This is a genomic window from Escherichia sp. MOD1-EC7003, assembly GCF_002965065.1.
Lineage (GTDB): Bacteria > Pseudomonadota > Gammaproteobacteria > Enterobacterales > Enterobacteriaceae > Escherichia.
In genome coordinates this window covers 36797-50187 of record NZ_PTRE01000025.1, presented here as the reverse complement: position 1 = coordinate 50187, position 13391 = coordinate 36797, and the positions used below count along the sequence as shown (strand labels likewise).

Genomic DNA, 13391 nt, shown 5'->3' with positions numbered 1-13391 from the left:
CAACAGAAAAATGGAGGTCTGACCGATAGCAGTAATGCAAAAAATGGAGACTTAAGTTGAATGAACAGGAGTAAAGCGAAAAGACAATGGAGTGAAGGAGAAATTTTGAGGGTGCGTCTCACCGATAAAGATGAGACGCGGAAAGATTAGTAACTGGACTGCTGGGATTTTTCAGCCTGGATACGCTGGTAGATCTCTTCACGGTGAACAGAAACTTCCTTCGGGGCATTTACGCCAATACGTACCTGGTTGCCCTTTACCCCTAAAACTGTCACGGTGACCTCATCCCCAATCATGAGGGTCTCACCAACTCGACGAGTCAGAATCAGCATTCTTTGCTCCTTGAAAGATTAAAAGAGTCGGGTCTCTCTGTATCCCGGCATTATCCATCATATAACGCCAAAAAGTAAGCAATGACAAACACATTACATGTAAGCAGTCATGGCATTACATTCTGTTAAACCTAAGTTTAGCCGATATACACAACTTCAACCTGACTTTATCGTTGTCGATAGCGTTAATGCGAATGCCGTGAAGCGAGTCCACGGCATTGCCTGACGCTTATATTATTGCAATTTCGCGCTGACCCAGCCTTTCACACTGGCTAACGCTGCAGGTAAGGCCGCAGCATCCGTACCACCGGCTTGCGCCATGTCAGGACGTCCACCACCCTTGCCGCCCACCTGCTGAGCGACCATACCAATCAGTTCCCCTGCTTTCACACGATCTGTGACGTCCTTAGATACGCCTGCAATCAGAGAAACCTTACCTTCGGCTACCGTTGCCAGCACGATAATTGTCGACCCCAGCTGATTTTTTAAATCGTCAACCATGGTACGCAACATTTTCGGCTCAACACCGCCAAGCTCGCTAACCAACAGCTTAACACCATTAACATCAATTGCCTTACTGGAAAGATTTGCGCTCTCCTGTGCGGCAGCTTGTTCTTTAAGCTGTTGTAACTCTTTTTCCAGCTGACGTGTACGTTCCACAACTGAACGCACTTTATCAGCCAGATTATTGCTATCGCCTTTCAGCAGATGTGCAACTTCGCTTAAGCGATCGCTGTCTGCATGAACGGTGGCGATAGCACCTTCTCCGGTTACCGCTTCGATACGGCGAACGCCTGCAGCAGTACCCGATTCAGAGATGATGCGGAACAGACCAATATCACCAGTGCGGCTGGCGTGAGTACCGCCACACAGCTCAGTGGAGAAATCGCCCATGCTCAGCACGCGTACGCGCTCATCATACTTCTCGCCGAACAGCGCCATCGCACCTTTCGCTTTCGCCGCTTCGAGATCCATGATGTTGGTTTCGATAGGCAAGTTACGGCGAATTTGCGCGTTCACCAGCTCTTCGACCGCACGAATCTCTTCTGGTTTCATCGCTTCGTTGTGTGAGAAGTCGAAGCGCAGCACTTTGTCGTTAACCATTGAACCTTTCTGCGATACATGAGTACCCAGAACCTGGCGCAGCGCAGCGTGCATCAGGTGCGTTGCGGAGTGATTCAGACGAATACGGGCGCGACGAGCCTCATCAACATCAGCCTGCACCGCGTCGCCCACTTTCAGAGACCCCGCAGCAAGTTTACCGATGTGACCAATCGCCTGACCGTATTTCTGAGTATCTTCCACCGCAAAGGAGAAGTTAGCGCCTTTCAGTTCGCCTTTATCGCCAACCTGACCGCCAGACTCCGCATAGAATGGCGTTTGATCCAGCACGACCACAGCTTCCTGGCCTGCATTGATGATATCAACCGCTTTGCCATCAACAAACAGCGCAGTCACTTTGCCGTTCAGTTCCAGATGGTCATAGCCTTTAAATTCAGATGCACTGTCAACACGGATCATTGCGTTGTAATCGGCACCAAAGCCGCTGGCTTCGCGCGCACGACGACGCTGCTCTTCCATTGCTGCTTCAAAACCAGCTTCGTCAACTTTGATGTTGCGCTCACGACAAACATCAGCTGTCAGGTCAACCGGGAAGCCGTAGGTGTCGTACAGACGGAAAGCGGTTTCGCCATCCAGCGTATCACCGGAAAGTTTCGCCAGCTCTTCATCCAGCAACGCCAGACCACGCTCCAGTGTACGAGCAAACTGCTCTTCTTCGGTCTTCAGCACCTGCTCAACCTGCGCCTGCTGGCGCTTCAGGTCTTCACCCGCAGAGCCCATAACGTCGATCAGCGGACCAACCAGTTTGTAGAAGAAGGTTTCTTTCGCCCCCAGCATATTGCCGTGACGCACTGCGCGACGAATGATACGACGCAATACATAACCACGGTTTTCGTTGGACGGCATTACGCCATCCGCGACCAAGAACGCACAAGAACGAATGTGGTCAGCGATTACGCGCAGCGATTTATTGCTCAGATCGGTCGCGCCAGTGACTTTCGCTACCGCCTGGATCAGCATGCGGAACAGGTCGATGTCATAGTTAGAGTTAACGTGTTGCAGCACCGCAGCAATACGTTCCAGACCCATACCGGTATCTACAGACGGCTTCGGCAGCGGTTCCATCGTACCGTCAGCCTGGCGGTTGAACTGCATGAAGACGATGTTCCAGATCTCAATGTAGCGGTCGCCGTCTTCTTCCGGACTTCCCGGAGGGCCACCCCAGATGTGATCGCCGTGATCGTAGAAAATTTCGGTGCACGGGCCGCACGGACCAGTGTCACCCATCTGCCAGAAGTTGTCAGATGCGTATGGCGCACCTTTGTTATCACCGATGCGAATAATACGTTCGCGCGGGATCCCGACTTCTTTTTCCCAGATTTCGTAGGCTTCGTCGTCGCTTTCATAGACGGTAACCCACAGACGCTCTTTCGGCAGGGCAAACCATTTTTCGCTGGTCAGCAGTTCCCATGCAAACTGAATAGCATCGTGTTTGAAATAGTCGCCGAAGCTGAAGTTGCCCAGCATTTCGAAGAAGGTATGGTGACGCGCAGTGTAACCGACGTTTTCCAGGTCGTTGTGTTTACCACCCGCACGCACGCAGCGTTGGGAAGTGGTCGCGCGGGAATAATTACGCTTGTCGAGCCCAAGGAACACATCCTTGAACTGATTCATCCCGGCGTTGGTAAACAACAAAGTTGGGTCGTTATGGGGGACCAGGGAGCTGCTGGCAACTACCTGATGTCCCTTACTATGGAAAAAGTCGAGAAACGCCTGACGGATCTCAGCGGTGCTCTTGCTCATAATTATCCTGAAATCAAGCTAACGAAATATCGCCACCAGCTACAGCGTGTCTTGACCGCCGGGCTGGTAACTGAAAAAGTGGGAATAAGATAAGTTTTCTTGACTGGGAAGTAAAATCCCGTATGCGTTCAGTCGGCAAAATTTCGCCAAATCTCCTGGATATCTTCCATCAGATAGCCACGATAGAGCAGAAAACGCTGGATCTTAACTTTTTCTGAAAAGACAGTTGGCAAAGATTCGCCATATTTTCGCGTCGCCTGATCGCGCGCCAGTGCGCACCAGTCGATGTCACATTCTCGCATTGCTTTTTCTGTCGCTTCGCGGGAAATACCTTTCTGATTCAGTTCCTGACGGATACGCGCCGGACCGTAGCCTTTGCGGCTGCGGCTGGCAATAAAGCGTGCCACAAATCGGCTGTCATCTAGATAGCCATGTTCATGGCACCAGGCGATAACGCGTTCGTAATCCTCTGCCGTGGCATCAATCTCTTCCGGGCCATTTTTGCCCATAATCGGTGCCGCGAGTTTACGTCGCAATTCTTGCTCACTGTGATCGCGCACCGCCAGAATGCGTACCGCACGATCCAACAGGCGAGCATATGCCGGGCGACGGGGTGTAGATTCTGTCATGGCATATCCCTAAAACTTAAAAAAGTAAAAGGGCCGCAAATGCGCCCCTGAGAATGATGACAAACGCAAAATTGCCTGATGCGCTACGCTTATCAGGCCTACGCAATTTCTGCAATCTATTGAAATTGCACGTTTTTGTAGGCCAGATAAGGCGTTCACGCCGCATCCGACATGAACAACGCGCACGTTGTCAACATCAGGGCCGCAAATGCGGCCCTGAGAATGATGACAAACGCAAAATTGCCTGATGCGCTACGCTTATCAGGCCTACGTAATCTCTGCAATCTATTGAAACTGCATGTTTTGTAGGCCGGATAAGGCGTTCACACCGCATCCGGCATGAACAACGCGCACATTGTCAACAATCTCAGGGCCGCAAATGCGCCCCTGAGAATGATGACAAACGCAAAATTGCCTGATGCGCTACGCTTATCAGGCCTACGTAATCTCTGCAATCTATTGAAATTGCACGTTTTGGTAGGCCGGATAAGGCGTTCACACCGCATCCGGCATGAACAACGCGCACATTGTCAACAATCTGAGGGCCGCAAATGCGCCCCCTCAGAATGATGACAAACGCAAAATTGCCTGATGCGCTACGCTTATCAGGCCTACGCAATTTCTGCAATCTATTGAAATTGCACGTTTTGGTAGGCCGGATAAGGCGTTCACGCCGCATCCGACATGAACAACGCGCACATTGTCAACATCAGGGCCGCAAATGCGCCCCTGAGAATGATGACAAACGCAAAATTGCCTGATGCGCTACGCTTATCAGGCCTACGCAATTTCTGCAATCTGTTGAAATTGCACGTTTTGGTAGGCCGGATAAGGCGTTCACGCCGCATCCGGCATGAACAACGCGCGCATTGTCAACAATCTCAGGGCCGCAAATGCGGCCCTGGTTTTGCAAAACAAACGAAGAAAGTATTACCCAGTGCGGAATTTCCCCTCACCCTAAACACCAAAGGCTCAAGGGACTGTCCGTGCTCACTTTATGTATTATCATCAATAAATAACGATTAAAAATCTTCGTTAGTTTCTGCTACGCCTTCGCTGTCATCTACAGAGAAATCCGGCGTGGAGTTTGGGTTGCTCAGCAGCAGCTCACGCACTTTCTTCTCGATCTCTTTCGCGGTTTCCGGGTTGTCTTTCAGCCATGCAGTCGCATTCGCTTTACCCTGGCCGATCTTCTCACCTTTGTAGCTGTACCACGCGCCTGCTTTCTCGATCAGCTTTTCTTTCACGCCCAGGTCAACCAGTTCACCATAAAAGTTGATACCTTCGCCGTAAAGGATCTGGAATTCAGCCTGTTTAAACGGCGCAGCGATTTTGTTCTTCACCACTTTCACGCGGGTTTCACTACCCACCACGTTTTCGCCCTCTTTCACCGCGCCGATACGACGGATGTCGAGACGAACAGAGGCGTAGAATTTCAGCGCATTACCACCGGTCGTGGTTTCCGGGTTACCGAACATCACACCAATTTTCATACGGATCTGGTTGATGAAGATCAGCAGCGTGTTGGACTGCTTCAGGTTACCCGCCAGCTTACGCATTGCCTGGCTCATCATACGTGCCGCAAGGCCCATGTGAGAGTCGCCGATTTCGCCTTCGATTTCCGCTTTCGGCGTCAGTGCCGCCACGGAGTCAACGACGATAACGTCTACTGCGCCAGAACGCGCCAGGGCGTCACAGATTTCCAGTGCCTGCTCGCCGGTGTCCGGTTGAGAGCACAGCAGGTTGTCGATATCAACGCCCAGTTTACGTGCATAGATTGGATCCAGCGCGTGTTCAGCATCGATAAACGCACAGGTTTTACCTTCGCGCTGGGCAGCAGCGATCACCTGCAACGTCAGTGTAGTTTTACCGGAAGATTCCGGTCCGTAAATTTCGACGATACGGCCCATCGGCAGACCACCTGCCCCAAGCGCGATATCCAGCGAAAGCGAACCGGTAGAAATGGTTTCTACATCCATGGAACGGTCTTCACCCAGGCGCATGATGGAGCCTTTACCAAATTGCTTCTCAATCTGGCCCAGTGCTGCCGCCAACGCTTTCTGTTTGTTTTCGTCGATAGCCATTTTTACTCCTGTCATGCCGGGTAATACCGGATAGTCAATATGTTCTGTTGAAGCAATTATACTGTATGCTCATACAGTATCAAGTGTTTTGTAGAAATTGTTGCCACAAGGTTTGCAATGCATACGCTGTAGCCTGACGACGCACCGCACCACGGTCACCGCTGAAGCATTCCCGGCGGGTAATACCTTCGCCGCGGGCAGTGGCAAAAGCAAACCAGACGGTGCCGACAGGTTTCTCTTCACTGCCACCATCCGGCCCAGCGATACCGCTGATAGACACGGCATAATCAGCACGAGCCGCTTTCAGTGCGCCTATCGCCATTTCCACCACGACAGGTTCACTCACCGCACCATGCTGCACCAGCGTCTCTTCGCGTACGCCGATCATCTGCGCTTTGGCTTCGTTACTGTAGGTGACAAATCCGCGTTCAAACCAGGCGGAACTGCCGGCAATATCGGTAATCACTTTTGCGACCCAGCCGCCGGTACAAGACTCGGCAGTTGTGACAGTTGCGCCACGGGCTTTCAGCGCCTGCCCAACCTGTTCGCTTAACTGCATCAGTTCACTGTCGGTCATTTCAACCTCTGTCAGTCAAAAATTTATGCCGGACAAGATAGCACTTTCCCGCAGAAGATGGGGACGAGCGATTCATTTTACGAGTCGCATTCCGAAATAAGACTGTTACGACCAACCAGTAAAGAAAAAAGGCTACCATGCCGCATTCATATTGATATGTATTCACAGGGAGAGAAAAGCAATGACAACAATGAAAACGGATAACACCCCACAAAACGTGCTCAAACAGACCACGCAAATGCGCATGTGGGTCACCATTGGCGGCGTCAGCGCCCTGGTTGCAGTGGTATGTAAAATTTTATCTTCTGGCTATCTTGAACCTTTCGACTTCGGCCAGGCTGCATTAGGCGTTGTCTGCCTGGGATATGCGATATCGCTATCGAAAAAAATCAAGCAATTACGTCATTCGAATAAACAGTAAGAAAGCAGAGGGAAGTTTAACCTCCCTCTTGCAAATAGTTACTGCACACGCGCCAGGGCCACAGCTTGTCCTAACTGCCAGACCGCCATTGCGTAATGAGTACTGTGGTTGTAACGGGTAATGGTGTAAAAGTTCGGCAAACCATACCAGTACTGGTAACCGCTACCAACATCCAGGCGCAGTAAGCTGGCCTGCTGATGATTGCCCAGCGGCTGCTGCGGCGTTAGTCCAGCTGCGGCAAGTTGTGAAATGCTGTACCTGGTTTTGAAGCCATTCGGTAAGCCTGGCGCCTGACCGTTTGCCATCACCGCAACCTGATCGCCTTTCACCCAGCCGTGCGCTTTGAAATAGTTCGCCACGCTACCGATGGCATCAACCGGGTCCCACAGGTTGATATGCCCGTCGCCGCTAAAATCCACTGCATATTGTTTATAAGACGATGGCATAAACTGACCGTAGCCCATCGCACCGGCAAAGGAACCTTTCAGATTGAGCGGATCGTCCTGCTCGTCGCGCGCCATCAGCAGGAAGGTTTCCAGTTCACCAGAGAAATACTCCGCGCGGCGTGGGTAGTTAAATGACAGCGTTGCCAGCGCATCAAGAATGCGGGTTTTCCCCATCACACGTCCCCAGCGGGTTTCCACGCCGATAATCCCGACGATAATTTCTGGCGGTACACCGTACACCTGCCACGCGCGATTTAGCGCATCTTCATACTGATTCCAGAAAACCACACCGTTCTGCACGTTGTCCGGCGTAATAAATTTCTTGCGATAACGCAGCCATGCGCCATTAGGACCTGATGGCGGTTTCACCGCAGTAGTTGGCGCCTGGTTATCCATCAGCCGCAATACCGAATCCAGACGTTTTGCCTGGGAGAGAATTTCCTGCAACTGCTGACGATCGAAACCGTGTTTGTTCACCATTTTGTCGATGAACTGTTGGGCATTCGGGTTATTAGCGAAGTCACCGCCCATCTGCATCACATTGTGCTGCGGCTCAAGCAGGAAGCCGCCAGACGGCGTTCCGGTGGTCGTTTCAGTCTCTGTAGGTTTTGGCTTGCTGCTACAGGCGGCAAGCAACACAAAAAGGGGAAGCAATGTTACATAACGACGCTTGAACATGAGAGGTCCATTTAACAGATTCAACCAGGGGCAAGTATGGTAAAGCATCCCGCCCCGCACAAGGAAGCGGTTGTCACTGCCCGATACGGACTTTACATAACTCAACTCATCCTCCTCACTATCTTTTTATGCAAGCTTTCAAATTAAAATATTTATCTTTCATTTTGCGATCAAAATAACACTTTTAAATCTTTCGATCTGATTAGATTAGGTTGCTGTTTGGTAATAAAACAATAAATTCTGAAGGAGAGAACAATGATAGAAACCATTACTCATGGCGCAGAGTGGTTTATCGGGCTGTTCCAAAAGGGCGGAGAGGTGTTTACCGGTATGGTGACCGGCATTCTTCCGCTGTTGATTAGCCTGCTGGTTATCATGAACGCACTGATTAATTTTATCGGTCAGCATCGTATTGAACGTTTTGCTCAACGTTGTGCCGGTAACCCTGTTTCCCGTTACCTGCTGCTTCCGTGCATTGGCACGTTTGTCTTTTGTAATCCGATGACCTTAAGCCTGGGTCGCTTTATGCCGGAAAAGTACAAACCCAGCTATTACGCGGCGGCCTCTTATAGCTGCCACTCGATGAATGGCCTCTTCCCCCATATCAACCCAGGTGAACTGTTTGTTTATCTTGGCATTGCCAGCGGTCTGACGACGCTGAATTTGCCACTTGGCCCACTGGCGGTGAGCTATCTGCTGGTTGGTCTGGTCACCAATTTCTTCCGCGGCTGGGTGACCGATCTGACCACCGCGATTTTTGAGAAAAAGATGGGCATTCAACTTGAACAAAAAGTTCACCTGGCAGGAGCAACATCATGACGCATATTCGGATCGAAAAAGGAACGGGTGGCTGGGGCGGCCCGCTTGAGCTGGAAGCCACGCCGGGCAAAAAAATCGTCTATATCACCGCCGGTACCCGACCTGCGATTGTCGACAAACTGGCACAGCTTACTGGCTGGCAAACTATCGACGGATTTAAAGAGGGTGAACCCGCAGAGGCAGAAATTGGTGTCGCGGTAATCGACTGTGGCGGCACATTACGCTGCGGCATCTATCCGAAACGACGTATTCCTACCATTAATATCCACTCGACGGGCAAGTCCGGTCCGCTGGCGCAGTATATTGTAGAAGATATTTATGTCTCTGGCGTAAAAGAAGAAAACATCACTGTAGTGGGTGATGCGACACCACACCCCTCCTCCGTGGGTCGTGACTATGACACCAGCAAGAAAATCACCGAACAAAGCGATGGTTTACTGGCGAAGGTGGGAATGGGTATGGGGTCTGCCGTTGCCGTGTTGTTTCAATCTGGCCGTGACACCATCGACACTGTATTAAAAACCATTCTGCCGTTTATGGCGTTCGTCTCGGCGCTCATTGGCATCATTATGGCTTCCGGCCTTGGTGACTGGATTGCCCACGGTCTTGCTCCGCTGGCGAGCCATCCACTGGGTCTGGTAATGCTGGCGCTCATCTGCTCCTTCCCGCTGCTTTCACCTTTCCTCGGCCCAGGCGCCGTTATCGCACAGGTTATCGGCGTATTGATCGGTGTGCAGATTGGTCTCGGCAATATTCCACCACATCTGGCTTTACCAGCGCTGTTTGCCATCAACGCGCAGGCGGCCTGCGACTTCATCCCGGTCGGTTTGTCGCTCGCGGAAGCCCGTCAGGACACGGTGCGCGTCGGCGTCCCTTCTGTACTGGTGAGCCGCTTTTTAACCGGCGCGCCGACTGTACTGATCGCCTGGTTTGTCTCCGGTTTTATCTATCAATAGAGGCTGAAACATGACCGTTATTTATCAGACCACCATCACCCGTATCGGCGCGAGTGCCACTGACGCCCTTAGCGACCAGATGCTCATCACCTTTCGTGAAGGCGCGCCTGCGGATCTCGAAGAGTATTGCTTCATTCATTGCCACGGCGAGTTGAAAGGTGCACTCCGTCCCGGTTTGCAATTTTCACTCGGGCAGCATCGTTATCCGGTGACGGCCATTGGTAGCGTGGCAGAAGACAACCTTCGCGAGCTGGGTCATGTCACCCTGCGCTTCGATGGTTTAAGCGAAGCGGAATTTCCGGGCACTGTCCATGTGGCAGGTCCTGTCCCCGACGATATCGCGCCGGGATCGGTTTTGAAGTTTGAATTAGTTAAGGAGTAAAAAATGAATCAGGTTGCCGTTGTCATCGGTGGTGGGCAAACCCTGGGCGCGTTCCTGTGCCACGGTCTGGCTGCCGAGGGGTATCGCGTCGCAGTTGTCGATATTCAGAGCGACAAAGCCGCAAATGTGGCACAAGAAATTAACGCCGAATATGGTGAAGGTATGGCGTACGGTTTTGGTGCTGACGCCACCAGCGAGCAGAGCGTTCTGGCGCTCTCTCGTGGGGTAGATGAAATCTTTGGTCGCGTGGATTTGCTGGTCTACAGCGCCGGAATAGCAAAAGCAGCCTTTATCAGCGACTTCCAGCTCGGCGATTTTGACCGTTCGCTACAGGTGAATCTGGTGGGTTATTTCCTGTGTGCTCGTGAATTTTCGCGTTTGATGATCCGCGACGGAATTCAGGGACGCATTATTCAGATCAACTCGAAATCCGGCAAAGTGGGCAGCAAACATAACTCTGGCTACAGCGCAGCGAAATTTGGTGGCGTCGGGCTGACTCAATCATTGGCGCTGGATCTGGCAGAGTACGGCATTACGGTACATTCGCTGATGCTCGGTAACCTGCTGAAATCGCCGATGTTCCAGTCACTGTTGCCACAATACGCGACCAAGCTAGGTATCAAACCGGATCAAGTCGAGCAGTATTACATCGATAAAGTACCGCTCAAACGCGGCTGCGATTATCAGGACGTGCTGAATATGCTGCTGTTCTATGCCAGTCCTAAGGCATCGTACTGCACTGGTCAGTCGATCAATGTCACCGGCGGTCAGGTGATGTTCTGATCAACAGCGGAGATCCTTTAAGGATCTCCGCGAGACTAATAAAATGCCTGATGCGCTACGCTTATCAGGCCTACAGGACTTCCGCCACTACATTAAGGAGAAGGAATGGTATCTGCACTCATCACCGTCGCCGTTATCGCCTGGTGTGCGCAACTGGCCTTAGGCGGTTGGCAAATTTCTCGTTTTAACCGTGCCTTCGACGCACTTTGCCAGCAAGGCCACGTTGGCGTGGGTCGTTCCAGCGGGCGCTTTAAACCACGGGTCGTGGTCGCCATCGCGCTGGACGATCAGCTGCGCATCGTCGACACCTTGTTTATGAAAGGACTGACCGTCTTCGCCCGACCACAAAAAATTCCCGCAATTACGGGCATGCATTCTGCTGATTTACAGCCCGATGTGATCTTTCCCCATGATCCACTATCACAGAATGCTCTATCATTGGCGCTTAAACTGAAACGTGGATAATTTCGTTGTGAATGTTACTTGCTTGCGAAGTTATCATTTTGAAACCTAAATCAGGTAATCACGCCCATGAAACCTCGTCAGCGTCAGGCCGCCATTCTGGAGTACCTGCAAAAGCAGGGGAAATGCTCGGTTGAAGAATTGGCGCAATACTTTGACACCACAGGCACAACCATTCGCAAAGATCTGGTGATTCTGGAACATGCCGGAACCGTCATTCGTACCTATGGCGGGGTAGTGTTGAATAAAGAGGAATCCGACCCACCTATCGATCATAAAACGCTCATCAACACCCACAAGAAAGAGCTGATTGCAGAAGCTGCCGTTAGTTTTATTCATGATGGCGATTCGATCATTCTTGATGCTGGCAGTACCGTTTTGCAGATGGTACCCCTGCTCTCACGCTTTAATAACATCACAGTGATGACCAACAGCCTGCATATCGTCAATGCGCTATCCGAACTGGATAACGAACAAACCATCCTGATGCCAGGTGGAACGTTTCGTAAAAAATCGGCCTCATTTCACGGGCAGCTGGCAGAGAATGCCTTCGAACATTTCAGTTTCGATAAATTGTTTATGGGCACCGACGGCATCGATCTCAATGCGGGCGTAACCACATTCAACGAGGTCTATACCGTCAGTAAGGCGATGTGTAATGCCGCGCGCGAAGTCATTTTGATGGCTGACTCATCGAAGTTTGGCCGTAAAAGCCCCAACGTGGTTTGTAGTCTTGAAAGCGTCGATAAGCTGATTACCGACGCAGGTATCGATCCAGCGTTTCGTCAGGCGCTGGAAGAGAAAGGGATCGATGTGATCATAACCGGAGAGAGCAATGAGTGAAGCACTACTGAACGCGGGACGTCAGACGTTAATGCTGGAGTTGCAGGAAGCAAGCCGTTTACCGGAACGTCTGGGCGATGATTTTGTTCGCGCTGCCAATATTATCCTGCACTGCGAAGGCAAAGTGGTGGTTTCGGGAATTGGCAAATCGGGCCACATTGGTAAGAAAATCGCCGCAACGCTTGCCAGCACCGGCACACCGGCTTTTTTTGTCCACCCGGCAGAGGCACTACACGGCGATCTGGGGATGATTGAAAGCCGAGATGTGATGTTGTTTATCTCTTACTCCGGTGGCGCGAAGGAACTGGATCTGATTATTCCGCGTCTGGAAGATAAATCTATCTCACTGCTGGCGATGACCGGCAAAGCGACATCACCGCTGGGTCTGGCGGCGAAAGCGGTGCTGGATATCTCCGTAGAACGCGAAGCCTGTCCGATGCACCTTGCGCCGACCTCCAGCACCGTCAATACCCTGATGATGGGAGACGCACTGGCGATGGCTGTCATGCAAGCACGCGGCTTTAATGAAGAAGATTTTGCCCGCTCCCACCCAGCAGGGGCACTGGGCGCTCGCTTGCTGAATAAAGTGCACCATCTGATGCGCCGTGATGACGCTATTCCGCAGGTAGCGTTAACCGCCAGCGTGATGGATGCGATGCTGGAACTCAGCCGCACCGGTCTGGGATTGGTGGCAGTGTGCGACGATCAACGACTGGTGAAAGGCGTATTTACCGACGGCGATTTACGCCGCTGGCTGGTTGGCGGCGGCGCACTCACTACGCCAGTTAGTGAAGCAATGACGGTCGGCGGCACCACATTACAGGCACAAAGTCGCGCTATCGACGCCAAAGAGCTCCTGATGAAGCGCAAAATCACTGCCGCCCCGGTGGTGGATGAAAACGGCAAACTCACCGGTGCGATTAACCTGCAGGATTTCTATCAGGCCGGGATTATTTAATCCTTCAGACCCAGACGTTTCGCCAGCCGATGCAGGCGGGCGACTGTGCCCAAAATGTCGGATGCGACGCTGACGCGTCTTATCCGACCTACGGGAAGCGCATGTGTAGGCCGGATAAGGCGTTTACGCCGCATCCGGCAATGGTATCCAAACGCA

General features: G+C 51.8%; 14 protein-coding genes. 8 read left to right on the top strand and 6 right to left on the bottom strand.

From position 1 onward, the window contains the following. Nucleotides 1–146: 146 nt before the first annotated feature. The 5 genes from csrA to pncC form a co-directional block, all read right to left on the bottom strand. Complete coding sequence (gene csrA, locus A7090_RS03925) at nucleotides 147–332, bottom strand: carbon storage regulator CsrA (RefSeq protein ID WP_000906486.1); 186 nt, start codon at nucleotides 330–332, stop codon at nucleotides 147–149. Between the two features lie 234 nt (nucleotides 333–566). Continuing rightward, nucleotides 567–3197, bottom strand: coding sequence for an alanine--tRNA ligase (alaS, locus tag A7090_RS03920; protein WP_105273110.1), 2631 nt, complete (start codon nucleotides 3195–3197; stop codon nucleotides 567–569). 128 nt (nucleotides 3198–3325) lie between these two features. Then, entirely contained in the window at nucleotides 3326–3826 is a 501-nt protein-coding gene (gene recX / locus A7090_RS03915) for a recombination regulator RecX (protein ID WP_105273109.1), read from the bottom strand. Nucleotides 3827–4848: 1022 nt separating this feature from the next. Beyond that, complete coding sequence (recA, locus tag A7090_RS03910) at nucleotides 4849–5910, bottom strand: recombinase RecA (RefSeq protein WP_000963143.1); 1062 nt, start codon at nucleotides 5908–5910, stop codon at nucleotides 4849–4851. Between the two features lie 79 nt (nucleotides 5911–5989). Next, nucleotides 5990–6487, bottom strand: a complete 498-nt coding sequence (gene pncC / locus A7090_RS03905; protein WP_105273108.1) for a nicotinamide-nucleotide amidase — start codon at nucleotides 6485–6487, stop codon at nucleotides 5990–5992. A 181-nt stretch (nucleotides 6488–6668) separates the two neighbouring features. On the opposite strand from pncC, the gene A7090_RS03900 reads away from it, so the two are divergent. Continuing rightward, on the top strand, nucleotides 6669–6908 hold the full coding sequence (locus A7090_RS03900) for a hypothetical protein (protein ID WP_105273107.1): 240 nt from the start codon (nucleotides 6669–6671) through the stop codon (nucleotides 6906–6908). A 38-nt stretch (nucleotides 6909–6946) separates the two neighbouring features. On the opposite strand, the gene mltB is transcribed toward A7090_RS03900, so the two are convergent. Continuing rightward, nucleotides 6947–8032: a lytic murein transglycosylase B gene (gene mltB, locus A7090_RS03895; protein WP_105273106.1), complete on the bottom strand. Its 1086-nt coding sequence runs from the start codon at nucleotides 8030–8032 to the stop codon at nucleotides 6947–6949. 255 nt (nucleotides 8033–8287) lie between these two features. On the opposite strand from mltB, the gene srlA reads away from it, so the two are divergent. The 7 genes from srlA to gutQ all read left to right on the top strand — a co-directional run bounded on the left by srlA (nucleotide 8288) and on the right by gutQ (nucleotide 13235). Beyond that, a complete protein-coding gene (gene srlA, locus A7090_RS03890) occupies nucleotides 8288–8851 on the top strand; it encodes a PTS glucitol/sorbitol transporter subunit IIC (protein ID WP_000573321.1) in 564 nt (187 codons plus the stop codon). Next, nucleotides 8848–9807 (top strand): PTS glucitol/sorbitol transporter subunit IIB, encoded by a 960-nt coding sequence (gene srlE / locus A7090_RS03885; RefSeq protein WP_105273105.1) that lies wholly within the window; start codon nucleotides 8848–8850, stop codon nucleotides 9805–9807. Before srlA ends, srlE begins: the two co-directional genes overlap by 4 nt. 10 nt (nucleotides 9808–9817) lie before the next feature. After that, nucleotides 9818–10189, top strand: coding sequence for a PTS glucitol/sorbitol transporter subunit IIA (gene srlB, locus A7090_RS03880; RefSeq protein ID WP_105273104.1), 372 nt, complete (start codon nucleotides 9818–9820; stop codon nucleotides 10187–10189). A gap of 3 nt (nucleotides 10190–10192) precedes the next feature. Next, the gene (srlD, locus tag A7090_RS03875; RefSeq protein ID WP_001077342.1) at nucleotides 10193–10972 is read left to right on the top strand and encodes a sorbitol-6-phosphate dehydrogenase; all 780 of its coding nucleotides are present in this window, start codon (nucleotides 10193–10195) and stop codon (nucleotides 10970–10972) included. A 105-nt stretch (nucleotides 10973–11077) separates the two neighbouring features. Further along, nucleotides 11078–11437 (top strand): transcriptional regulator GutM, encoded by a 360-nt coding sequence (gene gutM, locus A7090_RS03870; RefSeq protein ID WP_105273103.1) that lies wholly within the window; start codon nucleotides 11078–11080, stop codon nucleotides 11435–11437. A 66-nt stretch (nucleotides 11438–11503) separates the two neighbouring features. After that, nucleotides 11504–12277 carry a glucitol operon DNA-binding transcriptional repressor SrlR gene (gene srlR / locus A7090_RS03865; protein WP_000804546.1) on the top strand — a complete coding sequence of 258 codons (774 nt, stop codon included), beginning with the start codon at nucleotides 11504–11506 and terminating at the stop codon, nucleotides 12275–12277. After that, nucleotides 12270–13235: an arabinose-5-phosphate isomerase GutQ gene (gutQ, locus tag A7090_RS03860; protein ID WP_105273102.1), complete on the top strand. Its 966-nt coding sequence runs from the start codon at nucleotides 12270–12272 to the stop codon at nucleotides 13233–13235. Before srlR ends, gutQ begins: the two co-directional genes overlap by 8 nt. Nucleotides 13236–13391 lie beyond the last annotated feature (156 nt).

What these genes read in the sequence shown, in the direction of transcription:
- csrA (WP_000906486.1), bottom strand. Translation starts at nt 332, where the DNA reads ATGCTGATTCTGACTCGTCGAGTTGGTGAGACCCTCATGATTGGGGAT.
- srlR (WP_000804546.1), top strand. Translation starts at nt 11,504, where the DNA reads ATGAAACCTCGTCAGCGTCAGGCCGCCATTCTGGAGTACCTGCAAAAG.
- mltB (WP_105273106.1), bottom strand. Translation starts at nt 8,032, where the DNA reads ATGTTCAAGCGTCGTTATGTAACATTGCTTCCCCTTTTTGTGTTGCTT.
- gutM (WP_105273103.1), top strand. Translation starts at nt 11,078, where the DNA reads ATGGTATCTGCACTCATCACCGTCGCCGTTATCGCCTGGTGTGCGCAA.
- recX (WP_105273109.1), bottom strand. Translation starts at nt 3,826, where the DNA reads ATGACAGAATCTACACCCCGTCGCCCGGCATATGCTCGCCTGTTGGAT.
- srlA (WP_000573321.1), top strand. Translation starts at nt 8,288, where the DNA reads ATGATAGAAACCATTACTCATGGCGCAGAGTGGTTTATCGGGCTGTTC.
- srlD (WP_001077342.1), top strand. Translation starts at nt 10,193, where the DNA reads ATGAATCAGGTTGCCGTTGTCATCGGTGGTGGGCAAACCCTGGGCGCG.
- recA (WP_000963143.1), bottom strand. Translation starts at nt 5,910, where the DNA reads ATGGCTATCGACGAAAACAAACAGAAAGCGTTGGCGGCAGCACTGGGC.
- alaS (WP_105273110.1), bottom strand. Translation starts at nt 3,197, where the DNA reads ATGAGCAAGAGCACCGCTGAGATCCGTCAGGCGTTTCTCGACTTTTTC.
- A7090_RS03900 (WP_105273107.1), top strand. Translation starts at nt 6,669, where the DNA reads ATGACAACAATGAAAACGGATAACACCCCACAAAACGTGCTCAAACAG.
- pncC (WP_105273108.1), bottom strand. Translation starts at nt 6,487, where the DNA reads ATGACCGACAGTGAACTGATGCAGTTAAGCGAACAGGTTGGGCAGGCG.
- srlE (WP_105273105.1), top strand. Translation starts at nt 8,848, where the DNA reads ATGACGCATATTCGGATCGAAAAAGGAACGGGTGGCTGGGGCGGCCCG.
- srlB (WP_105273104.1), top strand. Translation starts at nt 9,818, where the DNA reads ATGACCGTTATTTATCAGACCACCATCACCCGTATCGGCGCGAGTGCC.
- gutQ (WP_105273102.1), top strand. Translation starts at nt 12,270, where the DNA reads ATGAGTGAAGCACTACTGAACGCGGGACGTCAGACGTTAATGCTGGAG.